General features: G+C 69.7%; 18 protein-coding genes. 5 read left to right on the top strand and 13 right to left on the bottom strand.

Going from position 1 to position 24,673, the window contains the following annotated elements; all coding sequences use genetic code 11:
- Positions 1 to 24: 24 nt before the first annotated feature.
- From ACFYXH_RS10505 to ACFYXH_RS10485, 5 genes are all read right to left on the bottom strand, one after another.
- Positions 25 to 717: a LuxR C-terminal-related transcriptional regulator gene (locus ACFYXH_RS10505; protein ID WP_389561681.1), complete on the bottom strand. Its 693-nt coding sequence runs from the start codon at positions 715 to 717 to the stop codon at positions 25 to 27.
- 233 nt (positions 718 to 950) lie between these two features.
- Positions 951 to 2,795, bottom strand: a complete 1,845-nt coding sequence (locus ACFYXH_RS10500; RefSeq protein WP_389561680.1) for a PQQ-binding-like beta-propeller repeat protein — start codon at positions 2,793 to 2,795, stop codon at positions 951 to 953.
- 53 nt (positions 2,796 to 2,848) lie between these two features.
- Positions 2,849 to 4,630, bottom strand: a complete 1,782-nt coding sequence (locus tag ACFYXH_RS10495; RefSeq protein WP_389561679.1) for a PQQ-binding-like beta-propeller repeat protein — start codon at positions 4,628 to 4,630, stop codon at positions 2,849 to 2,851.
- Positions 4,631 to 4,698: 68 nt separating this feature from the next.
- Positions 4,699 to 6,315 carry a PQQ-binding-like beta-propeller repeat protein gene (locus tag ACFYXH_RS10490; RefSeq protein WP_389561678.1) on the bottom strand — a complete coding sequence of 539 codons (1,617 nt, stop codon included), beginning with the start codon at positions 6,313 to 6,315 and terminating at the stop codon, positions 4,699 to 4,701.
- Positions 6,316 to 6,643: 328 nt separating this feature from the next.
- A complete protein-coding gene (locus ACFYXH_RS10485; RefSeq protein WP_389561677.1) occupies positions 6,644 to 8,455 on the bottom strand; it encodes an ABC-F family ATP-binding cassette domain-containing protein in 1,812 nt (603 codons plus the stop codon).
- Between the two features lie 298 nt (positions 8,456 to 8,753).
- Between ACFYXH_RS10485 and ACFYXH_RS10480 the strand changes: the two genes are divergently transcribed.
- Entirely contained in the window at positions 8,754 to 10,457 is a 1,704-nt protein-coding gene (locus tag ACFYXH_RS10480; protein WP_389561676.1) for a lysyl oxidase family protein, read from the top strand.
- A gap of 109 nt (positions 10,458 to 10,566) precedes the next feature.
- Here the strand turns inward: ACFYXH_RS10480 and ACFYXH_RS10475 are convergent, their stop codons facing one another.
- From ACFYXH_RS10475 to rsmI, 7 genes are all read right to left on the bottom strand, one after another.
- A complete protein-coding gene (locus ACFYXH_RS10475; protein ID WP_389561675.1) occupies positions 10,567 to 11,898 on the bottom strand; it encodes an acyltransferase in 1,332 nt (443 codons plus the stop codon).
- 124 nt (positions 11,899 to 12,022) lie between these two features.
- Positions 12,023 to 12,922, bottom strand: a complete 900-nt coding sequence (locus tag ACFYXH_RS10470; protein WP_389561674.1) for a 4-(cytidine 5'-diphospho)-2-C-methyl-D-erythritol kinase — start codon at positions 12,920 to 12,922, stop codon at positions 12,023 to 12,025.
- Positions 12,919 to 13,779, bottom strand: coding sequence for a 16S rRNA (adenine(1518)-N(6)/adenine(1519)-N(6))-dimethyltransferase RsmA (gene rsmA, locus ACFYXH_RS10465; RefSeq protein ID WP_389561673.1), 861 nt, complete (start codon positions 13,777 to 13,779; stop codon positions 12,919 to 12,921). Before rsmA ends, ACFYXH_RS10470 begins: the two co-directional genes overlap by 4 nt.
- Positions 13,776 to 15,116: a ubiquitin-like domain-containing protein gene (locus tag ACFYXH_RS10460; RefSeq protein WP_389561833.1), complete on the bottom strand. Its 1,341-nt coding sequence runs from the start codon at positions 15,114 to 15,116 to the stop codon at positions 13,776 to 13,778. Before ACFYXH_RS10460 ends, rsmA begins: the two co-directional genes overlap by 4 nt.
- A gap of 270 nt (positions 15,117 to 15,386) precedes the next feature.
- Positions 15,387 to 16,256, bottom strand: a complete 870-nt coding sequence (locus ACFYXH_RS10455; RefSeq protein ID WP_389561672.1) for a TatD family hydrolase — start codon at positions 16,254 to 16,256, stop codon at positions 15,387 to 15,389.
- 53 nt (positions 16,257 to 16,309) lie between these two features.
- Positions 16,310 to 16,744, bottom strand: a complete 435-nt coding sequence (locus ACFYXH_RS10450) for a hypothetical protein (protein ID WP_362682321.1) — start codon at positions 16,742 to 16,744, stop codon at positions 16,310 to 16,312.
- A gap of 128 nt (positions 16,745 to 16,872) precedes the next feature.
- A complete protein-coding gene (gene rsmI / locus ACFYXH_RS10445; RefSeq protein WP_389561671.1) occupies positions 16,873 to 17,790 on the bottom strand; it encodes a 16S rRNA (cytidine(1402)-2'-O)-methyltransferase in 918 nt (305 codons plus the stop codon).
- Positions 17,791 to 17,852: 62 nt separating this feature from the next.
- Here rsmI and ACFYXH_RS10440 point away from each other — a divergent pair, with 62 nt between their 5' ends.
- Positions 17,853 to 19,574 (top strand): dolichyl-phosphate-mannose--protein mannosyltransferase, encoded by a 1,722-nt coding sequence (locus ACFYXH_RS10440; protein WP_389561670.1) that lies wholly within the window; start codon positions 17,853 to 17,855, stop codon positions 19,572 to 19,574.
- A gap of 222 nt (positions 19,575 to 19,796) precedes the next feature.
- Here the strand turns inward: ACFYXH_RS10440 and ACFYXH_RS10435 are convergent, their stop codons facing one another.
- Positions 19,797 to 21,770 carry a collagenase gene (locus ACFYXH_RS10435; RefSeq protein WP_389561669.1) on the bottom strand — a complete coding sequence of 658 codons (1,974 nt, stop codon included), beginning with the start codon at positions 21,768 to 21,770 and terminating at the stop codon, positions 19,797 to 19,799.
- 393 nt (positions 21,771 to 22,163) lie between these two features.
- On the opposite strand from ACFYXH_RS10435, the gene ACFYXH_RS10430 reads away from it, so the two are divergent.
- From ACFYXH_RS10430 to ACFYXH_RS10420, 3 genes are all read left to right on the top strand, one after another.
- Positions 22,164 to 22,871, top strand: a complete 708-nt coding sequence (locus ACFYXH_RS10430) for an FG-GAP repeat domain-containing protein (RefSeq protein WP_389561668.1) — start codon at positions 22,164 to 22,166, stop codon at positions 22,869 to 22,871.
- Between the two features lie 295 nt (positions 22,872 to 23,166).
- Positions 23,167 to 23,697 (top strand): DUF1990 family protein, encoded by a 531-nt coding sequence (locus ACFYXH_RS10425; RefSeq protein ID WP_389561667.1) that lies wholly within the window; start codon positions 23,167 to 23,169, stop codon positions 23,695 to 23,697.
- Positions 23,698 to 23,761: 64 nt separating this feature from the next.
- Positions 23,762 to 24,619, top strand: a complete 858-nt coding sequence (locus ACFYXH_RS10420; RefSeq protein ID WP_389561666.1) for a hypothetical protein — start codon at positions 23,762 to 23,764, stop codon at positions 24,617 to 24,619.
- Positions 24,620 to 24,673 lie beyond the last annotated feature (54 nt).

Below are 24,673 nucleotides of genomic sequence, written 5' to 3'. Positions count from 1 at the left end.
ACAGACCCCGAGGACGCGTAACGCCTACTCCGCCACCGGTCCCGGCGACGAGGCGATCGTCGCCCGGTCCAGCAGTCCGGTGCGCGCCGCCAGCGCCGCCGCCTCCAGCCGGGAGCCCACTCCCAGCTTCATCAGCACCCGCTGCACATGCGTACGGGCCGTGCTCGGCGCTATCCCCATCCCGGCCGCGATGAGCCGGGTGTCCTCGCCCTCCGCGACCCTGACCAGTACCTCGACCTCGCGCGGAGTGAGCAGCTGCAGCAGTCGCTGCCCCTCGTCGTCCGGCTGCGCGGCCGGGTTGAGCAGCTCGGCGAACGCGCCCTGCAGCAGCTGCGGAGCCACCACGGCCTCGCCCGCCCGCGCCTTGACCATCGCCCGCTCGACGCCCTCGATCCGCTCGTCGTGACGCACATAACCGGAGGCGCCGGCCGCGAAGGCCGCGGCGATCCCTCGCGGGCTCGGCACCGGGCCGAGGACCACCACAGCCACCTGCGGACGCTCCCGCTTGATCTTCACGATCGGGTCGAAGGCGCCCGGTTCCGCGGGGGTCGCCGTGCCCAGCAGGCACACCTCGGGCGCCCTGGCCACCACCAGCTCGGCCGCGCCGGCCCCCGGTGCGGCAGCAGCGAGCACCCGGTGCCCACGCAGTTTCAAGGCCGAGGCGAGTGCCTCGGCGAGCAGTCGGTGATCATCGACCACCACGAGCCGCACGCCCATCGAGCAACCCCCATCCCCGCGAGCTGGCCCCCCGGCCCTCCTGCCCCGGCAAGCTACACGCTTGTTCGACGTTGCGCGCCCCTAACTCGGCAGAAGCCCCCCAGAATGCCGAATTCTTCGCCAAACAGGGCTACAACAGGGCTAGTCATGACTGTGGCCCGGCACATCGGAGAACCGATGTGCCGGGCCACTGACCGGAGTTGTGCCGCGTGCGGCGTACGCCCGGTCGGAAATCAGTCGGCCGTGCTGAAGGCGACAGCCAGGTACTTCTTCCCGAACGACGCGCCGGATGACGTCGGCTTGCTCATCAGGACCGCGCCGATGTACAGCCGGCCGTTCGCGTAGCGGTACTCGGCGTAGTCCGAGGAGAAGCTGGTCTCCGCCTCACGGACCGACTTGTCGGCCGGATTGTCCATCAGCACCGTCTGCTTGAAGGTGCCGCCGTCGATGCTGATGACCTGGCCGCCCTTGTCGTAGGGGGGCCACCTGTAGGCGATGATGTTGCCGCCGTCCATCCGGATCGGGAACATCGTGTACCGGTCGCCCGCGTTGGCCCGGTCGCTGGTGGGCTTTCCGGTGGCGAGGTCGAAGGAGAGGATCTCGTTGGTGTCGCCGTAATCCCCCGTGCCCTCGTGGTCCGCGGTCGGCAGGTAGATCTTGCCGTTTCCGACGACGACCTTCTGGCACTCCTCGACCTCGGTGGAATCGCACCGCGCCTCGTACTTGTCACCGGCGGCCGGGATCTTGGCGCGCAGCGCACCCTTCTCGTCGAGCGAGAAGAAGTCCGAGATGCCGCCGGAGCCCGTGTCGCCGACGTTGGCGGCGACGACCAGCGGCTTGGTGGAGACGATGCTCGCGTAGCCGACGCCGGGCGGCAGCTTGTACGAGAACAGCGGGGTGCCGTTGGCCGGGTTCAGGCCCTGGATGCTGACCTGCGCGTTGTCGTACGAACCGCACTTGCGGACCGCGACGAGCGCCTCGCCGCCGCCGTACCCCATGTCGTAGCACTGCTCGCCGTTGACCGTGGGCTTCCAGCGGACCGCGCCGCTGTTGAGGTCGAACGCCCCACCGCCGTCGGAGCCGCCCGCGGCGACCGTGGTGCCGCTCTGGGTGATCTCTCCGAACTGGGCTTTGGAGTCACCGGACTTGGCGCTGGTGACGGACTTGCTCCACAAGAGCTTGCCGGTGTTGAGATCGACGACGCCGACCTCGGTGCACGGCTGGAAGTTCTTCGGCGGAGTCCGCTTGGCGGCCTCGAAAACGATCGCGGCCTTGAAGTCCTTGGAGACATGGCGCGAGGCCGCGCAGACCTGACCCGGGAGCGGGACGGTCCACAGCGGGGTGCCCTTGGCCACGTCGTAGCCGACGATCGAATTGATCCCGGGCTTGACGTAGGCCTTGTCGGTGACCCAGGAGCCCTTGACGCTCGTGAGGTCGGTACGCGCGGGCTCCGGCAGCTGGAAGGCCACCTTGGAGTGGATGTTCGCGGGAGCCTGCTCCTTGCCGGGGCCGTCGGCGGCCTTGCCGCCGCCGGTGGAACCGCCGGTGGAGCCCTCGGAGCCGCCGCCCGAGCTGTTCTTGCTCTCGTCCTTCTTGCCGCCGCCGTCGTCGTCCTTGGAGGCGAACCAGATGCCGCCGACGACGATCAGCACCACGGCGAGCGACGCCGCGATGATGATCTGCATCTGCGTGCTCAGCTTCTTGCCGCCACCACCGCCACTGCCGCCGGGCTGTGCGTACTGCGGCTGCGCGTACTGCGGCTGCATGGGCGTGGTGGGGTAACCGTAGCCCGGCTGGGCCGGCGGCTGTCCGGCCGGAGGCGTCTGCGGGTAGCCGTAGCCGGGCGCCTGGCCCGGCGCCTGCGGATAGCCGTAACCGGGCTGGCCCTGCGGCGGCTGGGCGGGCGGCTGCGTCTGCGGATAGCCGTACGAAGGGCCCTGCGCGGGTGGCGGCGTCGGGGCTCCGAAGCCGCCGGGCGGCGGATCCTGCGGAGCGCCGAACCCGCCCTGCGGCGGCGGCCCCGGCGGCTGGTTCGGCGGGGGTGGCGGCTGGTTCGGCGGGGGTGGCGGCTGCGTCATGGCGTACTTACCTCTGGAGAAAGGGAGTTGGGTCTGAAGGACTCAGGACGCGGTCACTTACCGAAGGCCATCAAGGTCTTCGTCTCCTTCTCCTCCGCGTCGTTGCTGGCGCTGACGCGGCCACTCGCGATGAAGAACCTGCCGTCCGCGTACACCATCTTGGCGGAGTAGAAGGAGTTCTCGATCTCAGCGGTCGAGGCCGGGTGCTGCAGCAGCACCTTCGGCGCGCCACCCGTAGGCGCGATCGTGGCGACCGCACCGCCCTTGTCGTACGACGCGTCCTTGTAGACGAGTACGCTCCCGTCCTGCATGCCCAGCGGCGTCATCGAGGTGTCGCCACCCGCGGGCGAACGCCACTTGGGCTTGCCGGTGTCGAGGCTGAACGCGACGACCTCGTTGGCCCCGCCGGCCCGGGCCGGCTCGGTCGACATGTAGAACGTGCTCGCGTCGGCGGCGACGCCGGTGCAGCCCTCGAGGTTCTGGCCGAAGACCACGAACGAACCGCCGCAGCGCGGCTGGAACTTGTCCTTCCCGCCGTCGATCTGCGAGCGCACCGTGCCGTTGTCCTTCAGCGCGACGATGGACCACTTCTTCGGCTCACGCTGCGTCAGGGAGATGACCAGCGGGCTGGCCGAGTAGACCTTGTCGACCTCCCAGCCGACCGGAGCGTTCCACGTCCACTTGGGCTTACCGGTGGCCGGGTCGACCTCCGACAGCTGCTGCTTGGGCTTGTTGTAGTCCGACGTCGGGCAGCTCGCCGCGGCGATCAGCTTGGGGCCGCCCGCGAAGGCGAACGGCTTGCAGCCTTCGCTCGGTCCCTTGAAGAGCTGCGTGCCGTCGGCCATCGAGAAGCCGTAGGAGTTGCCGCTACCCCCCGCCGCGAGGGTGTTGCCGCTGATCGACAGAGTGAAGTCGGAGAGCGAACTGAAGGCGCCACTGGCCTTGGGAATCGGCTTCTTCCAGCCCGCCTTGCCGGTCTTGAGGTCGATCATCTGGAGATTGAGGCACTTGGACTTCTCGGTGAGGCCGTCCTTGACCCCCACGACGATCTTGCCGTCGGCAGAGGTCTGCGCGGGCGCGGAGCAGATCTCGGCGCCGAGCGGCAGACTCCACTTCTTCGTGCCGTCGGTCGCCGAGTAGCCGACGACCTCCTTGTACATGCCCTTGACGACGGTGTCGCCGACGACCCACGGGCCGAACACATCGGCGCCGTTGCGCGGCAGGTCGACATCGTTCTTCGTCAGGAACAGGACCTTCGCCTCGCCCGGCTTGCGCCCGGCGTTGAGGTCGTCGTTGGCCTCACGGCCGTCGCCGCTGCCGTCGCCCTGGTCGACGGACGCCGAGCCCGTCGGCTTGGGGTCGTCGCTCTTGCTGACGTTCTGCTTGTTGTCCTTCTCGTCGTCACCGCCGCTGACGGCGAGGTAGGTGCCGCCGCCGATCACCAGCAGCGCGGCGACGGCCGCGCCGACAACGGCACCGGGCTTGCCCTTGAAGAAGCCGCCGATGCCACCGCCGCCACCGGGCGGGGTGGGCGCGCCGGGGTACTGCGGCTGGGTCGGATAGCCGCCGTAGGGACCAGGCTGCTGGTTGTACGGGCCGGGCTGCTGGTTGTACGGACCCGGCTGGCCGGGAGCCTGCTGCGGGTAGCCGTAACCCGGCTGGGCGGGCGGCTGTTGCGGGTAGCCGTAGCCGGGCGCCCCGGGAGGGGTCGCGGGCGGCGGCCCCTGCGGGGCGGGCGGCATCTGCGGCGGCTGCGCGGGCGGCTGAGGAGCTCCGAAGCCTCCCTGTGGCGGCTGGTTCGGCTGCTGCGGCGGCTGGTTCGGCGGCTGTGTCATGAGTGTCTACCTCTGGAAATGGGGAGATGGGAGAAGGAGTTGGGATGTCCGGACGACTCAGAACGCGGTCACTTGCCGAAGGCCATCAGTGTTGTCGTCTCCCTCTCCCTGGCGTCGTCGAGCCCGGTGATCCCGGTAGCGGTGAGGAAGAACCGGCCGTCCGCATACACCGTCCGCGGTTTGCTGAAGCCGGCCTCGATCTCGGCGGTCGACAGCGGGTGCTTCAGCACGGCTTTCGGTGCACCGCCCGCCGGCGCGATGGTCGCGACCGCGCCACCCAGGCTGAAGGTCGGGGCGATGTAGACCACGACGCTGCCGTTCTCCACGGTGACCGGCATCATCGTGCGGTCGAGTCCCGCCGTTGAACGCCACTTGGGCTTGCCGGTGTCCAGGCTGAAGGCCACGACCTCGTTGGTCTCGGCCGGCTCCGTTGCCAGATAGAGGGTGGACGCGTCCGCGGCGACGCCGGTGCACCACCCCTGGATGTCACCGCGGAAAGCGATGGTCGAACTACTGCTGCAGTGCGGCTCGAACTTGTCCTTGCCGACCTGGAGCTGCGAGCGCAGCTTTCCACTGTCCGTAAGAGAGAGGACCCGCCGCTTGATGTCGTTGCCGGACTCGTCGGCGTCCAGCTTGATGGAGACGACGACCGGGCTGACCGAGTAGACCTTGTCGACCTCCCAGTCGGAGGGAAGCGCGTACGTCCACTTGGCCTTGCCGGTGGCCGGGTCGACCTCCTGGATCTCCTGCTTGAAGTTCTCCGCGTCGCTGGTGGGGCAGCTCGCGGCGGCGATCAGCCTGGTGCCGCCCGCGAAACCGTGGGGCAGGCAGCGGGAGGACGGCTTGCCGAAGAGCTGCTTGCCGTCGCTCAGGCTGAAGCCGTAGGAGCTGTCGTCGCCTGCGATGGTGACCGTGTTCCCGCTGACGGCGAGGATGAAGTCGGAAAAGCCGGTGAGCTGCTTGGGCTTGGGTATGGGCTTCTTCCAGCCCGTCTTGCCCGTCTTCGCATCGATCATCAGGAGATCGCTGCAGTCGGACTTCTCCGTAGTGCCGTTCTTGACGCCGATGACGATCTTTCCCTCGGCCGAAGCCTGGGGGGCGGCCAGGCACGCGGGAGTGCCGAGCTTCAGGCTCCACTTTTTCCTGCCGTCGGTCACCGACTGGGCGGTGACCTCCCGGTACGTGACCTTGACGACGGTGTCGCCGACGATCCACGGGCCGAAGATCTCGGTGCCGTTGCCCGGCACGTCGATGTCGTTCGTCGACAGGATCAGAACCTTCGCCTCGCCCGGCCTGCGCCGGGCGTTGGGGTCCTGGCCGCCGGGGGTGCCGTCGGCGGTGCCCTGGTCGACGGACGCCGAGCCGGACGGTTTGGGATGGTCGCTGCTCTTGCTGACGCCGGCCTTGTCGTCCTTGCCGTCACCGCTGAGCGCGAACCAGGTACCGCCGCCGAGCACCAGCAGGCCTGCGACCGCCGCGCCGATGATGACTCCGAGCCTGCCCTTGAAGAAGCCGGAGCCACCGCCGGGCGGGGTGGGTCCGCCCGCGTACTGCGGCTGGGTCGAGTAGCCGCTGTACGGCCCGGGCTGCTGACCGTACGGACCGGGCGGCTGGTTGTACGGCCCCGGCTCCTGACCGTACGGACCGGGCGGCTGGTTGTACGGGCCGGGCGGCGTGGGCGGCATCTGCGGAGGCTGGGCAGGCGGTTGAGGAAACCCGTGCTGCGAGCCCTGGGAAACGCCAAAGCCACCCTGCGGCTGTTGCTGGCCGGGCGGCTGAGTCATCGGTACGTCCCCCTTGGTGCGGCCCACTGCCCGAGCCGGTCTCCCCCGCTGTTCCGGCGAGCGTTTGCTCCGAGAAGGAGCGATTCGGACATGGATAGCGCTGTTTCAGGTCAGTCGAGCGGAGCTTCTTTCTATCACTCGGCCCTGCTCGAACAAGGGGCCGGTCCACCCCTGTTCCCAAGGGAGGACCGGCCCGTGATGCGGTTGTTACGCGCTCTGCACCGCTCCTTTACGCGTCCTCGGCGAGTTCGAGCCAGCGCATCTCCAACTCGTCGCGCTCACCGATCAGTTCACGCAGCTCCGCATCCAGTTTCGCCACTTTCCCGAAGTCCGTGGCGTTATCGGCGATTTGGGCGTGCAGATTGGTCTCCCGGTCGGAGATCTTGTTCAGCTGCCGCTCGATCTTCTGCAGTTCCTTCTTCGCCGCGCGGGCGTCGCCCGCGGACTTGGCCGCCGGCTTCTCCACCGCGGCGGAGGCGGGCGCCGGCGTCGGCACGGCGGCCTCGATCATCCGCTGCCTGCGCTCCAGATACTCGTCGATACCGCGCGGCAGCATCCGCAGTGTGGCGTCGCCGAGCAGCGCGAACGTCCTGTCCGTCGTCCGCTCGATGAAGAAGCGGTCGTGCGAGATGACGACCATCGAACCCGGCCATCCGTCGAGCAGGTCCTCGAGCTGGGTCAGCGTCTCGATGTCGAGGTCGTTGGTGGGCTCGTCGAGGAAGAGGACGTTCGGCTCGTCCATCAGCAGCCGCAGAATCTGCAGCCTGCGCCGCTCACCGCCGGAGAGGTCACCCACAGGCGTCCACTGCTTGTCCTTGGTGAAGCCGAACTGCTCGCACAGCTGACCCGCGGTCATCTCACGGCCCTTGCCGAGGTCGACCCGGTCGCGTACCTGCTGCACGGCCTCGAGTACCCGCAGGGCCGGGTCGAGTTCGCCGACCTCCTGGGAGAGATAGGCCAGCTTCACGGTCTTGCCGACGATGACGCGGCCGCCGGCGGGCTGCTTGTCGCCGTCGCTGCGGGCCGCCTCCGCCAGGGCGCGCAGCAGCGAGGTCTTGCCGGCGCCGTTCACGCCGACGAGGCCGATACGGTCGCCGGGGCCGAGCTGCCAGGTGAGGTGCTTCAGCAGCACCTTCGGGCCTGCCTGGACGGTCACGTCCTCCAGGTCGAAGACGGTCTTGCCGAGGCGGGCGTTGGCGAACTTCATCAGCTCGGAGGTGTCGCGCGGCGGCGGCACATCGGCGATCAGCTCGTTCGCGGCCTCGATGCGGTAGCGCGGCTTGGAGGTACGGGCGGGGGCGCCGCGCCGCAGCCAGGCGAGCTCCTTGCGCATCAGGTTCTGCCGCTTCGCCTCCTCCGTCGCCGCGATGCGCTCGCGCTCGGCGCGCGCGAAGACGTAGTCGCTGTAGCCGCCCTCGTACTCGTGCACCGCTCCGCGCTGGACGTCCCACATCCGCGTGCAGACCTGGTCGAGGAACCAGCGGTCGTGGGTGACGCAGACGAGCGCCGAGCGGCGCGCCTGCAGATGCTTCGCCAGCCAGGCGATGCCCTCCACGTCGAGGTGGTTGGTGGGCTCGTCGAGGACGATCAGGTCCTGCTGGGCGATGAGCAGCTTGGCGAGCGCGATCCGGCGGCGCTCACCGCCGGAGAGCGGCCCGATGACGGTGTCCAGACCCTGCTCGAAGCCCGGCAGGTGCAGGTCGCCGAAGAGCCCGGTGAGTACGTCACGGATCTTGGCGTTGCCCGCCCACTCGTGGTCGGCCATGTCACCGATGACCTCGTGCCGGACGGTGGCCTCGGGGTCGAGCGAGTCGTGCTGGGTGAGCACCCCGAGCTGCAGCCCGCCGCTCTGGGTGACCCGTCCGGTGTCGGGCTCCTCCAGCTTGGCGAGCATCCGGATGAGGGTGGTCTTGCCGTCGCCGTTGCGGCCGACGACGCCGATGCGGTCCCCCTCGGACACGCCGAGGGAGATCCTGTCGAGCAGGGCACGTGTTCCGTACACCTTGCTGACTGCCTCGACATTGACGAGGTTGACGGCCATTTCACTCCTGGGACGGGGGATGGATCGACGTCCAGGGTAGTCGCCCGGCCGGACCTGTTTCCGGCAGCCGAGGATCACCGGGTTCCGACGGCCCGTGGACGACCGGTGGCCCGTTTTCGGCCAACGTTCAGCGCCTTCCTGTCGCGAGCAACCAGGACACCCCTGCCCAACTCTCACAGGCCACACAGGTCGTACCGGGCCACACCTGAGGGAGCGGGCACATCGGGGGCGTGTCCGGCCGGTCGGCCGTGGGTTCAGACCAGTCCGATGCATCGTGGCACTCGCAGACGAGGAACCGATGACCAGACCTTCCATATCCTCTGGTACCCGCCTACGCCGTACAGCGGCTGTCGCCGTGGCACTCGCCGCGGTCGCTGCCGCGACCGGGGCCGCTCCGGTCGCCGGAGCGGCGCCGACGACCACCGCACCCAAGCTCAAGCTGATCGCCGCCGCCGGCTCCGTGACACTCGACCGCTATGAGGGCGAGCCCGGGGTCAATCTGGACCTCGGGACGTACGTCACCGTCGACGGGGGGCCGCTGGAGTTCAAGGTCACGCGCCCGTCCTACAAGAAGCCCGTGACCGCCGCGCAGATCATCCACGAGGGGAAGAAGACGCGGACCAAGCCCCTTCCGGCGGGTCTGGTGAAGGACTTCTCCGGCCTGCCGGGCTTCCTCAAGGTGACGATCAGCAAGGCGTCCGGCGCGAAGGTACTGGACACCACCCAGGCGTTCTGCCCGAACAGCGCAGCCGGACGGATCCGGCCGGACGCCCCGGCCACCTCGAAGTACCCCGAGGAATGCCCCAGGAACCCCTTCACGCTCGGCTCCGTATGGGGCGTCGAGAAGGGCTGGGCGGCCAACACCAGCCGGGGCCGCGAATCCGCCCCGGCGGATCTGCCTCCCGGCGAGTACACCGCCAAGGTCTCCGTGGCGAAGACCTACCGCGACCTGTTCGGCATGGCGAACGAACAGAAGACGATCAAGGTGAAGGTACGGAAAGTCACCGAGGGCGGGGGCGGGCCGGCGGCCTCGCGCTCGGCGCACTCGGCGATGGCCGGGCACTCCGCGCACGGCTCGGGGCACGGCTCCGGGCACGGCGCCGCGGCGTCGGGCCACGCGAGCCACTACGGCGTCGACGGACGCGGTGCGGACGCCCCCGCCCCGCCCGCGCTGTCGCACGCTCTGCAGGACCGCGGCACGGCGACGCACCTGGGAGACGGGCCCGGACACACCGACGGCTCCCGGAACGCGCCCGCGCTGCAGCCCAACGCCCACCGCCCGACCGGCCGGGCGAGCGTGCCCAACGTGCCCAAGCCCGACCTGCGTTCGCTCCCGGCATGGGATATCGCCATCTCCGACGGCGAGGACGGGGACGTCCCCGGCAAGGACTATCTGGCCTTCAGCGCCAACGTCTGGAACGCGGGCCCCGCGCCACTGGTCGTCGACGGCTTCCGCAGCCCCGGCAAGAACCTGATGGACGCCTACCAGTACTTCTACGACGCCAACGGCAAGCAGATCGGGTACACGCCCACGGGCGCCATGGAGTGGGACCCGCGAGTGGGCCACGAACACTGGCACTTCAAGGACTTCGCCAGCTACCGCCTGCTCAGCGCCAACCAGGCCGAGATCGTGCGCAGCGGCAAGGAGGCCTTCTGCCTGGCCAACACCGACGCCATCGACTACACGGTGAAGAACGCCAACTGGCACCCGAACAACACGGATCTGTCGACCGCCTGCGGCGAGCAGAACTCGGTGTCCGTGCGCGAGGTCCTCGACGTCGGTTCCGGCGACACGTACACCCAGTACCGTCCCGGCCAGTCCTTCGACGTCACCGACCTGCCGAACGGCACCTACTACATCCAGGTGATCGCCAACCCCGAACACCGCCTCCAGGAGACGAACCTGAAGAACAACGTCGCGCTCCGCAAGGTCGTACTGGGCGGTAAGCCCGGCGCCCGCACGGTGAAGGTGCCTCCGCACGATCTGATCAGCGCTCCCTGATCCGGGGCCCGGTCGCAGCCCTGCGCACAGCCGGGCTGCGACCGGTCACACCCCTTGCGCACGGCTCCCAGGAAGCGGTCCGGGGAAAGGTCGCAGGAAGAGGTGGCTCCTAGGAAGCGGTCCGGCGGCCTCTGCCCGCCGTCTCGACCAGCAGCCAGCCGATGAGCGCCATGGCGACGGCGACGGGCGCGGTGACCCGTACGGCGACCAGCATCGCGGACCTGCCCTCCAGCATGCCGCCGAAGCCGACCATGGACAGACCCAGCACGCCGAACAGGCAGAGCGTGATCCCGAGGGCGGCGGCAGGCCCCGATCCGCCCTTCCCGGCGGCTCCGGGGGCCGCGGTCACCGGCCGCTCGAAGGTGCGGAAGGCGGCGACGAGCAGCGCGGTCACCACGGCGGCCACCGCGATACGGACCGGGACCTGCGCCCACCAGGCGCCGGAGGCGGGGGCGGGCAGCGGTATGCCGAGGGCGAGCATCGCGCCGTACACACCGAGCATCGCGGTGAGATGCCACAGGAACGCGGTCATCGCGATGCCGTTGGCGACGACGACGGCCCGCCAGACCCTGGCCCGCTGCACAAAGCGTGTACCGGGTGTACGGAGCAGCTCCACCGCGCCGACCAGCCACAGGCCGTGGAAGAGGAGCGCGAGGGTGGGCGGGGCCATGTTGGAGACCTTCTCGCCGGGCATCCCGACCATGCTCAGGGGGTACGGACCGAACGCGACCAGCCCCGCGGCACCGACGAGTCCGGCGGCCGCGAGCGCGGAGGGCATCCGGATCCGGCCGTCGGCGCGGAGGAAGCCGAGCTGGTGGACGGCGAGCCAGACGAAGGCGAAGTTCAGGAACTCGACGAAGGGCACCCCGCCGAAGAAGCGCAGCACGTCGACGAGCGCGGCACCGGCGACGAGCGCGCCGAAGGCGCCCCAGCCGTACCGCTCGTGCAGCTTCAGCAGCGGCGGCGTGAAGGCGACCATCGCCAGGTAGATACCGATGAACCAGAGCGGCTGGGCGACGAGCCGCAGCGCTACACCGGTCAACCCGGCCGAATCACTGCCACTGCCGAGAAGCTGAACGATCAGCGCGGCCGCGCCCCAGACCAGGATGAAGACCATGGTGGGCCGCAGCAGCCGCTGCAGCCGGGCCCGCAGGAAGGCGGCGTAGACGGAACCGTCGGTCTTCCTGGCGAGGGAGCGGTACGAGAGGGCGTGCGAGAAGCCGCCGACGAAGAAGAACACCGGCATGATCTGCAGGCCCCAGGTGAGCAGCTGCAGCTCGGGCACGACGGCGAGGAGATTCCCGACACCGTCCCCGGTGACGACGGCCATCAGCCAGTGCCCGAGCACGACGGTCCCCAGCGAGGCGACCCGCAACAGGTCGATGTACCGGTCCCGGGTCCCGGGCGTGGCAGCGGCGAGCTCACGAACGCTTGATCCCATGCGAGTACGGTGCCGCGGGGGCACGGGGGCCGGTGAGGGCGCTCGTACTCAACCGGGATCTGAGTACCTCCACCCACCCGCCCTCGCACGCGGGGGTGCGGGGCAGGGGGTCCGGGCGTGGCCCTCAGGCCCCGACCACCGTCGCACCCCTCGCCGGGGACGGCGCCACCCGTGCCGTACGGCACGTGCCCGAGGACAGGAGCGCCTGCGCCACCCCCCGCGCCGCGTCCTCGTCCTTCGTCAGGAACGCCGTCGTCGGGCCCGAGCCCGAGACCAGGGACGCCAGTGCGCCCGCCGCCGTGCCCGCCGCGAGGGTGGCGGACAGCGAAGGGCGCAGCGAGAGCGCCGCGGGCTGCAGGTCGTTGGCGAGCGCGCCCGCCAGCGCCGTTGCGTCGCCCGTGCGCAGGGCTTCGAGCAGCGCGGGGGACGCGATCGGCTCGGGGACGGCGATGCCTTCGTTGAGACGGTCGAACTCCCCGTACACCGCCGGCGTCGACAGGCCGCCGTCCGCCACCGCGAACACCCAGTGGAAGTCCCCGCCGACCTCCAGCTCGGTCAGCTGCTCGCCGCGGCCGGTGCCCAGCGCCGCGCCACCCACCAGGCTGAACGGCACATCGCTGCCCAACTCGGCGCAGATCGAAAGGAGTTCGGAGCGCGTCGAGCCAAGACCCCACAGCGCGTCGCACGCCAGCAGCGCACCCGCGCCGTCCGCGCTGCCACCCGCCATGCCGCCCGCGACCGGGATGTCCTTGGCGATGTGTATGTGGACGTCCGGGGACAGTCCATGGCGGGCCGCGAGCAGTTCGGCCGCGCGCGCCGCCAAGTTCGTACGGTCCAGGGGGACTTGATGCGCGTCCGGGCCCGAGCACGTGATCGTCAGCGACTCGGCCGGGGTCACCGTGACCTCGTCGTACAGGCCGACCGCCAGGAAGACATTCGCGAGGTCGTGGAAGCCGTCGGGCCGCGCCCCGCCCACCGCCAGCCGGACGTTCACCTTCGCCGGGACCCGTACCGTGACGCTCACGCCTTGGCCTCCGCGATCCGTGCGAACTCCTCGACCGTCAGCGCTTCCCCGCGCGCCTGCGGGGAGATCCCGGCCCCGACCAGCGCCGCCTCCGCCGCGGCCGGCGATCCGGCCCAGCCCGCCAGCGCCGCCCGCAGCGTCTTGCGGCGCTGCGCGAACGCCGCGTCGACCACCGCGAAGACCTCCGCCTTCGAGGCCGTTGTCTTCAGCGGTTCGGTGCGGCGGACCAGGGACACGAGGCCCGAGTCCACATTCGGGGCCGGCCAGAAGACGTTCCGGCCGATCGAGCCCGCCCGCTTCACCTCCGCGTACCAGTTCGCCTTCACCGAAGGCACTCCGTACACCTTGTTGCCCGGCTTGGCCGCGAGCCGGTCCGCGACCTCCGCCTGGACCATCACCAGCGTCCGCTCGATCGTCGGGAAGCGGTCCAGCATGGTGAGGAGGACCGGCACGGCGACGTTGTACGGGAGGTTGGCGACCAGCGCGGTCGGCGGCGGCCCCGGCAGCTCCTCGACGAGCATCGCGTCGGAGTGGACCAGCGAGAAACGGTCGGCGCGCGACGGCATCCGGGCCGCGATCGTCGACGGCAGCGCGCCCGCCAGCACATCGTCGATCTCGACGGCGACGACCCGGTCCGCTGCCTCCAACAGCGCCAGGGTCAGCGACCCGAGCCCGGGGCCGACCTCGACGACGACGTCGTCTTCCCGCACCTGGGCGGTCCGTACGATCCGGCGGACCGTATTGGCGTCGATGACGAAGTTCTGGCCGCGCTGCTTGGTGGGGCGTACGCCCAGCGCTGCGGCCAGTTCACGGATGTCGGCGGGGCCGAGGAGTGCGTCGGGCTCAGTGGTGCTCACCGATACAGCCTACGGCCGCAGTGCGGCCACGGACTCGCCCCCCGTTGTACGAAGAGCTTCTTCGCCCGGTACGTCTGCTCCGCCGCGGCCGCGTCCTGCGGCCGACCGCTGCCGCCCAGCGCATGCCAGGTCTGGGTGTCGAACTGGTACAGCCCGCCGTAGGCGCCCGACGGATCGACCGCCCCCGGCCGCCCTCCGGACTCGCATTGCGCGAGAGCGCCCCAGTTCATCCCGTCCGCGCCCGGCACGGAGTCCGGCAGCCGCCTGGTGCCCACCTTCACCTGCTGGGCGACCGGCTCCCGCACCACCTCCTCGGCGATCTTCTTCGGCTTCTGCAGCACCCCGTTGACCGTCCGCAGGGCGTACGTGACCCGGCGCGTACCCGCCCGCCCAGGCCGTGCGACGACCTCGGTGCCCGCGGCCAGCGAGGAGTCCCCGGTCTTCTCGATCTCGAAGTCGATCGGCTCCTCGCGGACCGCCTTGGCGCCGGTGATCCGCGTGACGCTGATCGTCTGGCCGTCACGCGGAAAGCTGGTGAGCGGCACGGAGGTGGTGTCCTGCCCGTGCAGCGCGATGCCCACCTCGTCCAGCGCCTCGCGCACACTCGCCGCGTTCGTACGGATGGTGCGCTCGCTCCCGTCGGCCATCAAGGTCACGGTGCGCTCGGTGCGTACGTCCAGCGCGAGGCCCGTGCGGGAGATCGCCGAGGAGCGGGAGGCGGACAGATACGCACCGTCGGCCCGCACTCCGAGCTGACGCAGCGCGCCGTCGACCGTGCGGGCGGTGGTCCACACCCGGCGACGCCGACCGTCGAGGGTGAGCATCACGGGCCGGCCGTAGCGGACGATGATCTGGTCGCCGCTGGCGAGGGCCGCGCCGGGGGCCGGGGCGATGATGTCGTGCCCGGTGATGTCGAGGCCCTCGTCCTCGAGGAGCTCCTGAACATCGTCGGCGAAGGTGTGCATGGTGCGCGGTACGCCGTCGACGCTGACCTGTACCGCCTTGTCGTTGGCGACGAAGGCCGAGGTGCCGCCGGCCAGGAAGGCGACGACGAGGGCCTGCGGGACGAGCCGGCGGAGGGTGCCGGGCTTCTCCACGGTCCTGCGGCGGCGGGCGGCGCGACGGGCTTCGGCGCGGCCACCCGCCCTGGCGGGGGCGTCCATGGCCGGCACGGCAGCACCCGGGCTCCGGCTCGGCAGCGACGGCGGGAGCGCTTCGCACAACCGGGGCTCGGGCACGTCGCACGACGGCGGCTCGGGCGTTTCGTAGGACGGCTCGGGCACTTCGTACGACGGCTCGGGCACTTCGTACGACGACTCGGGCGGCTCGTACGGCATCGGCTCGGGCGCCTCGTACAACGGCGCGGGCGCTTCGTACGGCTCCCCAGTCCTGGCGGCGGCGCGGCGACGGCCGCGCCCTCTTCGGTCACTGCCCTGCGAATTGCTCACGACGCTCCGTAGGTCCGGTCCGGTCCGCGCGACGGCGTTGCAGGGCCGGGACACTAGCGAAGCTATGGTCACTCTCCAAAGCGGCTCGACTACGCAGAGTGGTGACTTTTTCCGCGCCGAGCCCGCCGCCGGAGCCGGCGGCACTCTCCGATTTAACCCTCAGTAATCAAATGCGCGAGCCGTATTGGCCGAGATCGCCGCGGCCAGCGTGTCCTCGTCGAGGCCTTTCACCGCCGCCATCGCGCGCAGCGTGACCGGAATGAGATACGGCGCATTGGGCCGACCGCGGTACGGCGCCGGTGTGAGAAACGGTGCATCCGTTTCGACGAGTACGAGCTCCGCCGGGGCGACGGCGAGCGCGTCGCGCAGCGGCTGCGCGTTCTTGAAGGTCACATTGCCGGCGAAGGACATGAAATAGCCCGCGGCCGCGCACACTTCGGCCATTTCCGCGTCACCCGAATAGCAGTGGAAGACAGTGCGTTCGGGGGCGCCCTCCTCCGCGAGAATCCGCAGGACATCGGCGTGCGCCTCACGGTCGTGGATGACCAGCGCCTTACCGTGCCGTTTGGCGATCTCGATATGGGCCCGGAACGAGCGCTCCTGGGCGGCCATGCCCTCGGGGCCCGTACGGAAGGAGTCCAGGCCGGTCTCGCCGACCGCGCGCACCTGCGGGAGGGCGGCCAGCCGGTCGATCTCGGTGAGCGCGTCGTCCAGCGCGCTGTCGCCGCCCGCCTCCCGCGCACCCTGCCGCGACCAGCCATCGGGGTCGCCGTGCACGATGCGCGGCGCCTCGTTGGGGTGCAGGGCGACGGCGGCGTGCACGCTGTCGTGCGCGGCGGCCATCTCCGCGGCCCAGCGGGAGCCCTTGATGTCGCAGCCCACCTGGACCACCGCAGTCACGCCGACGGCCGCGGCCCTCGCCAGCGCCTCCTCGACCGTGCCCTCCTGCATATCCAGGTGGGTGTGCGAATCGGTGACCGGCACGCCGAGCGGTGCGGGCAGCGGCGGTGGTGCGGACTTCGAACTCATGGGCGCGATCCTACGAGGCTCGCGCCCTGCGTCTCACTCCCGGTGGAGCAGCCTCACTTGCGGTGGAACGGGTGCAGAAGGTCGGAGAGGTGCCAGTGGTGAGGTTCCGCCGGCTGGGTCTGCTCGGCGCCCGCCACTTCGGGCACCGCCCTCTCCGCCGACTCCCTCTCCACCGACTCGCGCTCCACGGGCGCCGCAGCGGCGGCCGGGACGGACTTCTTCTCAGCGGGTGGCGACATCAGGTTCCGTACCGAGGAGACCTGTCCGGACCGCATGATCCGTACGACATGTCCGCCGCAGTTGATGCAGGTCGGGCTCGAGAGCGGGGACGGCACTCGCGCGCCCGCGGCCTTATAGACAACGAATTCCTGGCCGGTGGTGTCGACGTGGTGCTCTATCTCGTAGGACTGCTCCCAGCCGTGCCCGCAGCGCATGCAGGCGAAGGCATACGCCTCGTGGACCTTGGCGGTGCCTGTGATCTCACTCATGCCAGCTCCTCTCCACTGACCCAGTGGACGCCCATACCGGCGGGAGCGCATCAGCGCCTGTCGATTAATGGTCTGGTTTTTGGCGTTCCCATGCAGAAAAGCTCAGGACACGGTCTGCCCTTTGCTTTTTACGATAGTCCTTTACCGTCCGCAGGGACCGGCCGATCCGCATTCTTTGCCGCCACCACGGCATCGAAGACCTCGCGCTTGGGAAGCCCCGCTTCAGCGGCGACGGCCGCAATGGCCTCCTTGCGCCGTTCGCCTGCCTCCTCGCGCACCCGCACCCTGCGCACCAGCTCGGCGGGGTCGAGATCCCCGGGCCCCGGCTCGGGCGCACCCTCGACGACGACAGTGATCTCGCCACGTACGCCCTCGGCAGCCCAATCCGCCAGCTCACCGAGACCGCCGCGCTTGACCTCCTCGTACGTCTTCGTCAGCTCGCGGCAGACGGCGGCCCGGCGCTCGGCGCCGAACACCTCGGCCATCGCGGCGAGGCTGTCGTCGAGCCGGTGCGGGGCCTCGAAGTAGACGAGAGTGCGCCGCTCGTTCTCGACCTCGCGCAGCCGGCCGAGCCGCTCGCCCGCCTTGCGCGGCAGAAAACCCTCGAAGCAGAAGCGGTCCACGGGCAGCCCGGACAGGGCCAGCGCGGTCAGTACGGCGGACGGGCCCGGCACCGCCGTGACCTTGATGTCCTGCTCGACGGCGGCGGCGACCAGCCGGTAACCGGGGTCGGAGACGGACGGCATGCCGGCGTCGGTCACCAGCAGCACCCGGGAGCCGCCGGTCAGCGCCTCGACCAGCTCCGGCGTACGGGCGGACTCATTGCCCTCGAAGTACGACACCACGCGCCCCTGCGTGTGCACCCCGAGCGCCTGGGTGAGCCGGCGCAGCCGCCGGGTGTCCTCCGCGGCCACGATGTCGGCGCGCTCCAGCTCGGCGGCGAGCCGGGGCGGTGCGTCGGCGACATCACCGATGGGGGTCCCTGCGAGTACCAGCACGCCTGTCGGGGGTCCGGGGGTCGTCCCCCGGGAGAGCACAGTTGTCACATACGCCATCCTCGCAGGACCGGACGTACGACTCGCACAGTCGCGTTCCCTACGATGGCGCGGTGACCAGTACCGCGCCACAGACCCAGCAGGGCAAGGACGCCGATCAGCAGCCACCCGGCTGGCAGCAGCGGCTGCGCAGATTCGGCTACGCGCCCAGGCCCGTGATCGGGCTGCGCGAACGCCTGGTGCCGCCCTACACGCGCCCCTCCGAGCGGCTGTGGCCGGTCTTCGGCATCCCGCCGTCGGTCGTGAACCCGCTGCTGCGCTGGGCGGCATGGGGCGGGCCGCTGCTGGTGGCGCTGGTCGCGGGCGTGCTGCGGTTCTGGAACCTCGGCAGGCCGAAGGCGGTGATATTCGACGAGACGTACTACGCGAAGGACGCCTGGGCCCTGATCAATCAGGGGTACGAGGGCAGCTGGCCGAAGGACGTCGACAAGCTGATCCTCAAGGACCCGTCGAGCGTCCCGATCCCGACCGACCCCGGATATGTGGTGCATCCGCCGGTCGGCAAGTGGGTCATCGGCCTCGGCGAGCACTTCTTCGGGTTCACGCCCTTCGGCTGGCGCTTCATGGTCTTCGTGCTCGGCACGCTGTCGGTGCTGATGCTCTGCCGGATCGGCCGGCGGCTGTTCCGCTCGACGTTCCTGGGCTGCCTGGCGGGTGCGCTGCTCGCCGTGGACGGACTGCACTTCGTGATGAGCCGCACGGCGCTGCTCGACCAGGTGCTGATGTTCTTCGTGCTGGCCGCCTTCGGCTGCCTGGTCATCGACCGGGACTGGTCGCGGCGACGGCTCGCGGCGGCGCTGCCGACGGACGAGGAGGGCGTGCTGCGCCCGGATGCGACGGTCGCGGAGACGCTGCGCCTCGGCTGGCGTCCATGGCGGCTGGCTGCGGGCCTGATGCTGGGCCTGGCCGCCGGCACCAAGTGGAACGGCCTGTATGTGATGGTCGCGTTCTGCCTGATGACCGTCCTGTGGGACGTGGGCGCCCGCCGGACAGCGGGTGCGGTGCACCCGTACCAGGCGGTGCTGAGGAAGGACGTGGTGCCGGCCTTCGTCTCGACGGTGCCGGTCGCGATCGCGACGTACATCGCGTCCTGGACCGGCTGGATCGTCACGGACAAGGGCTACTTCAGGAACTGGGCCCAGACGGACGGCAGGGGCGGCAGCTGGACCTGGCTGCCGGACTGGCTGCGCAGCCTGTGGCACTACGAGAACGAGGTCTACGAGTTCCACGTCAATCTGACCTCCGGCCACACGTACCAGTCGAACCCGTGGAGCTGGATCGTGCTGGGCCGCCCGGTCTCGTACTTCTACGAGGACCCGAACGCGGGCACCGGAGGCTGCCCGCCGGACGCCGCGGACAAGTGCGCACGCGAGGTACTGGCGCTCGGCACACCACTGCTGTGGTGGGCGGCCTGCTTCGCGATCTGCTACATCCTGTGGCGCTGGCTGTTCCGCCGGGACTGGCGCGCGGGCGCGATCGCCTGCGGCATCGCGGCGGGCTGGGTGCCGTGGTTCTTCTACCAGGAACGCACGATCTTCCTGTTCTACGCGGTGGTGTTTGTGCCGTTCCTGTGTCTGGCCGTCGCGATGATGATCGGCGCGATCCTGGGTCCACCGGGCTCGGACGAACGCAGGCGGGCGATCGGCGCGATCGGCGCGGGGGTGCTGGTGCTGCTGATCATCTGGAACTTCATCTACTTCTATCCGCTGTACACGGGGAGGCCGATCCCGGTGGAGGACTGGCGGAACAGGATGTGGCTGGACACCTGGGTGTAGCAGGAACTACGGCGGTAACGGCTCCGCAGGTGCTGTGCCCACCGTGGTCGTTGTTGGCGCTCGCCGGTCGTCCTGGGCGGCCCTTGGACGGCCCACGGACGGCCCAGGAATGGGGCCGGTCGGTCCGGCCCCGAACTGCCGCTGCCTGGTGTCCCGCGCACGAACGATGCGCGGGACACCAGGCTCTCCTGGCTCAGTTCTTGCCGGTGGCCGAGGCCCCGGTCACCGGCCGCTCCGGGCCGGCAGTTGGCCGCAGTCGCCGCCGGCGCACTTGCTCAGCCAGTCGGCGAAGTCGGCGTCGTACTTGGTGCCGATGGTGTCGCGGAGCAGGCTGTGGGCCGCGTCGTACTCGCCTGCGCGGTAGTGGCCGAGCAGGGTGGCCACGTCCTCGGGGTGCGACTGGAGCATGTAACGGACGCCCAGATAGCCCCACTGGTAGATACGCGTGGTGTCGGCGTTGTCGTAGGTGGTCCCGAAGAGCTGGCTGAGCTTGTAGGTGTTCTTGCCCGCCTCCTCGATCGCCCTGTCGTAGGTGATGCCGCGGTACGAGTAGGAGACGTACTCGGCGAAACCCTCGATCCACATCACGGTCGGGGTGGTCTGCCCGGCTGCGAAGTCGCCGTACATGTCGTAGCGGCCGTCGAGGTAGTGGGTGTACTCGTGGTTGAGGTTCCAGATCTGGAAGGCGTCGTCCTGGGCCGGCTGCTCGTAGGCGATGAAGCGCGGCTGGTTGCCCTCAGCTGCCGGGTCACCCTCCAGGTATATGCCGCCGTTGTTGGTGTCGACGCCGAAGACGACACCGGCGTAGGTCTTGTAGTCGGTACTGGAGTTGAAGGCGACGATCTCGATGCTGGTGTTGTTGTCGTCCTTGACCGGACCGTTGTCCTTGACGATGTTGTGGAAGACCGGGTCCTGCTTGAGGACGCTGTCGCACGTGGCCGACAGTTCGGACGCGGTCAGCTCCTGTGCGAGGATCTTCACGCTCGGACCGCATGCGTGCTTGACCGTCAGCACGGCGCCGCGCACGCGGTTCTGCAGGTCACAGGTGTCGTACTCGGCGCAGTTCTCCTTGTCGTGCTCGTCCGTCATCTCGGCAAGGCCGACCCAGAGCGGGGCGGTGCGTCCAGTGATCTCGCTGCGGCCGAGCAGCTCCTTGACCAAGGGCTTGACGGTGTCCTTGAGGTCGGCGTGCCGCAGGAAGCGGCCGAGTTCGCGTCCGGCGTTGCTGGCCAGGTAGGACTTGTCGGTGCCGAGCAGATCGTCGTGGGCGACGGCGAAGTCACGCAGTCCGGTGAGGACGCTCGGGTCCGCCTTCACGGCTTCCACGAACTCCGGCAGCTGGTGGCCGCGGAAGAGCACGGTGTAGGTGTTGTTGACCGCCGCGAGCATCCCGTAGAACTGGTCGTACGACGAGTTGTAGTCCTTCTGCAGACGCTTGACCACGTCGAGGTGGCGGGTGTTCTCTCCGGAGCTGTCGATCAGGGTGACCGTCTCGGCCAGGGTTTCTCCGTTGGCCTCGGTGACGTCGAAGGCGTGGGACGAGCCGAAGAAGGCATCCAGGGCGCCCTGAATGGCGCTCTTCAGCGTCGGGCCGTATTCGCCGACGTTCTCCGGCTGGTTGTACTGGATGTAGTAGCCGGCGCGCAGGTACAGCACCACCTGGGTTGCGAAAGTGCTGTTGTCCCCCGGGTAGTTGGTCGCGACATCCTTGAGCGCGTTCGCCACCGTGACCATCTGTTCCTCGCGGAAGAGGGCCTTGGAGTCCTCACCGGTCACGCTGAACAGCGTGTTGATGCAGGTGGTTTCCGACCGCTTGATCTGCTCGACCAGGGCAGCGCCGGTCTTCGAGGTGAAGTCGCTGACGTTGCAGTCCGCCGCGGCCTTCGCCGCAGAGCGGGCCTGCTTGCGCGCTGCGGCGTTCTGGGCCGCGGGGAGCGGAGGGCGTTGCGCGGCGTTCGAGGTCTTCGTGGCCGATCGCGCGGGGTCGACGGCGTGTCCGGGTGCGAGATCGGCGGCAAGCACGGTGGCGGAGGCGGGCTGTGGGGCGGGGGCCGACCTCGGTGCGGGATTGGGTGCCCCGGCGCCGGCCGGGGCCGCCGCGCCATTGGGGGCGAGCATGGTGAGCCCCAGGCCGGCGGCGGCCACGGTAGGTATCAGCAGTTGGGCGAGTTTCCTGAGGGTGGGGGGTCTGCGCATAGCGATGGCCTCCAGGCCGGTCGGCAGCCGTGCGTGGGGCACGGCGGTGGGGGGTGCGGACCGTGATGGCAACGGAAGTTGAGCACTCCCGGAGCTGTCATGCCCGCGGAAAGTGTGACCGTACAATTTCACAGTTCACATGGCAGTGAAAGAGGGCTGCAAGCAACAGAAGAAACTGATGAGCCGTCAGAAATGGATCCTGTCGGGGACCTTGAGATTCCCGGACGGAACTACACACTGGGCATGGGGGTGCAGCCGCAGGTCTCAATGATCGCGGTGAACCCCGGTTCGCCAACCAGCGTGCACCGCAACTGCTCGTGACCCACCGGCGTCTGAACCCGTATGAAGACCCACACGCACCCGCGTGTCCGGATCCGGATCACGCGGGGGGCCGTGGCGGTGGCCATGGGAGCGGCGTTGCTGCCGATCGCCGCGTGCGCCATCGACCCGCCCGCACCCCCGCGCCCCACCGGAAAGCCCTCGATCGAGCCCTGTCTGACGCGATCGAACGATCTCGTCGTGGACGTGGACGGCGACGGGCACGCCGATCGCGTCTCCGATCCGTCATATGTCGGGAAGCGGCTGACCATCGCCTTCGGCAAAGACTCCGGTTACGGCACACCAGTGGGGGCCAGGCAACTGGTCGGCAGCGCCGGGAAAGATCAGCACGACGTCCTGGCCGCTGTCTCAGATTTCGACCAGGACGGGTGGACCGACCTTGTGGTGGTGGCCACGGGAAAGTGGCGCGGCGACGATCCGATCGACCCGCGCGTCGCCCAGGTTCGGTGGGGGCCGTTCTCCGTTGCGGGCGGCGGCCAGCGCACCCGCGACCTCGACCTTGGTGAGACGCGCGGCATCGCCGTCGCCGACTACAACCACGACCGCTATCCCGACCTGGCTGTCTACTCCTACGCCGGCGACGGCGTCTACCAGACGGAAGCGCGCCTCGGCAGCCAGAGCGACGGGATCGCCAACGCAACGGACGAGGTGCGCGACAGGTACACCGTCGACAATTTCACAGACGACTCCACTCCGCGAAACATGCCCCCCTCCGGCCTGAGCGAATTCCTCCCAGACTGCCCTGACCGGCAAGGCAGTTGAGTGCAAGCCGACGGCAGCGGCTTCTCGGTCGCCTCCAGGCAGGGGCGCCTTGATCACGGGGAGGCCGATCCCGGTGGAGGACTGGCGGAACGGATGTGGCTGGACACCTGGGTGTAGCGGTAATGACGGCGGGGTGGGCACCCACTGGTGCCGGCCCCGCCGTCATCGTTGGTGGTCGTCGTATCGGTCGTCCCGAGATGGCCTTAGGCTCATCTACCAGCCACCAGCCGCCGTGGAAGGAGCCCCAATGCCCTCGGACAGACCGGCAGGCCGCCGCCAAGCACGTGGTGGGCCGTTGGCTGACACCCTCACCTACGCCCCGCCCGGCGCGACGTGTCCCGGCGACGACATGTGGTCGACCGGGATCCGGGGCTACCGCCGTTACGAGCGGACCGTGGTCATCGGGCACGGCGACAGCGACTGGCGCGCCGCCTCCGACGCCGTCCTGCATTGGGGCATCAAGCGCCGTAGCGGCTTCAGCGTCACACCGCTGGCGGGCGCCGGTGAACGGGTCACCGAGGGGGCCGAATACAGCATCACGGCGGGGTGGGGACCGCTGGCTGTTCAGGAACCGGTCCGGGTCGTCGCCGTCGTCGACACCCCTGACAAATGCGGCTTCGCCTACGGCACACTGCCCGGTCACCCAGTGTCCGGTGAGGAAGCTTTCATCGTGTCCAACGCCCCCGACGGCGACGTCACCCTGACCCTGCGTTCCTTGACCAGCCGCGCCCCCAAGGGTGCGTGGCGGCCCCTGTTCCCACTGCTTCTGCTCGCACAACGCTTGTACCGTCGCCGATACCAGCGCGCCCTCCGACACCCCATGTAGCCCGTCCACATGGCGCAGGTCTCATCGCTCGACCCTGCGACCGGCCGCCGCCTAACCTCGTGACGTGCATCAACTCACCCTTCTCAAGCTCACGTTGGCCGTCATCCTGGTCCCCTACGGGGAACTCGGGGCGCTGTGGGTGATGCGCCGGGTCCGCGACCGCAGGGCTGTCGCGCGGATTGCCGCCTTCGACCTCGACCCGTACTACGCGTACGCCGTCGCGACCGGCCACACGGCCGAGCGCCCCGCGGCGGCCGCGCTGCTGCTCAAGGGCCTGATCGTGCTCAACACCAAAGGTGTGGTGCGGCTGACCGCAGCCGGCAGGGACCTGGCGCGGACGCCCTCGCATCCCGTCCCAGCCCGCCTGCTGGAGGCCATACGGCAGCACGGCACCCCGGCCACGCTCGGCCACATCAACCGAGAAGCCGTACAGGTCCCGCCGAGCAACAGCTTCTACCGCGCCTACAAGGACGGACTCCCGCGCTGGGTGCGGCGGCAGCACAGGCAGGAGATACCCTCCTGCGTCGGCTCCCTGTTCGTGATCTTCGCGGCCGGGAGCGGAGGCTTTCTGATGGGTTCCCTGGGCGACGTCTCGCCGCACGGGTTCCTCGGCTGGACGGCGGTCCTCCTCGCCCCCCTCTCCGTCGTCCTGCTGATCGCCCTGCCCGGCGCGTGGCGGGCGCTGCGCCCCGCGCCGGCCAGGACCGATCGGCTCGGTGACCGCTGCCGTTCCCTCACGCATCCGGCACTCGCCGCGCTGGACCCGCGGCGAACCGAACCTGGTGTCGCAGCCTGGCTGGAGCGTGACTGCGACCGGGTCTTCCGCTCGCCGGTACCAGGAGACTGCCGCGCCTGCCGGACCCCGCACACCGAAAGCCGGACTGATCCCGCGGTTCCCGGCCCGATCGTCGCGGTCCGATAACGGCCACCGCCCCCGTCACTCCTGTCCCGTAGAGTTCACGCGATGCATCTCCTT

The sequence above is a fragment of the Streptomyces sp. NPDC002730 genome, from assembly GCF_042888805.1.
Taxonomy (GTDB): Bacteria; Actinomycetota; Actinomycetes; order Streptomycetales; family Streptomycetaceae; genus Streptomyces.
This window is presented reverse-complemented; position numbering and strand designations above follow the sequence as displayed.

Excerpts from the sequence above, each read along its gene's own strand:
- ACFYXH_RS10505 (WP_389561681.1), bottom strand. The coding sequence starts at position 717 with ATGGGCGTGCGGCTCGTGGTGGTCGATGATCACCGACTGCTCGCCGAG.
- ACFYXH_RS10500 (WP_389561680.1), bottom strand. The coding sequence starts at position 2,795 with ATGACGCAGCCGCCACCCCCGCCGAACCAGCCGCCACCCCCGCCGAAC.
- ACFYXH_RS10495 (WP_389561679.1), bottom strand. The coding sequence starts at position 4,630 with ATGACACAGCCGCCGAACCAGCCGCCGCAGCAGCCGAACCAGCCGCCA.
- ACFYXH_RS10490 (WP_389561678.1), bottom strand. The coding sequence starts at position 6,315 with ATGCCGCCCACGCCGCCCGGCCCGTACAACCAGCCGCCCGGTCCGTAC.
- ACFYXH_RS10485 (WP_389561677.1), bottom strand. The coding sequence starts at position 8,455 with ATGGCCGTCAACCTCGTCAATGTCGAGGCAGTCAGCAAGGTGTACGGA.
- ACFYXH_RS10480 (WP_389561676.1), top strand. The coding sequence starts at position 8,754 with ATGACCAGACCTTCCATATCCTCTGGTACCCGCCTACGCCGTACAGCG.
- ACFYXH_RS10475 (WP_389561675.1), bottom strand. The coding sequence starts at position 11,898 with ATGGGATCAAGCGTTCGTGAGCTCGCCGCTGCCACGCCCGGGACCCGG.
- ACFYXH_RS10460 (WP_389561833.1), bottom strand. The coding sequence starts at position 15,116 with ATGCCGTACGAGCCGCCCGAGTCGTCGTACGAAGTGCCCGAGCCGTCG.
- ACFYXH_RS10455 (WP_389561672.1), bottom strand. The coding sequence starts at position 16,256 with ATGAGTTCGAAGTCCGCACCACCGCCGCTGCCCGCACCGCTCGGCGTG.
- ACFYXH_RS10450 (WP_362682321.1), bottom strand. The coding sequence starts at position 16,744 with ATGAGTGAGATCACAGGCACCGCCAAGGTCCACGAGGCGTATGCCTTC.
- ACFYXH_RS10435 (WP_389561669.1), bottom strand. The coding sequence starts at position 21,770 with ATGCGCAGACCCCCCACCCTCAGGAAACTCGCCCAACTGCTGATACCT.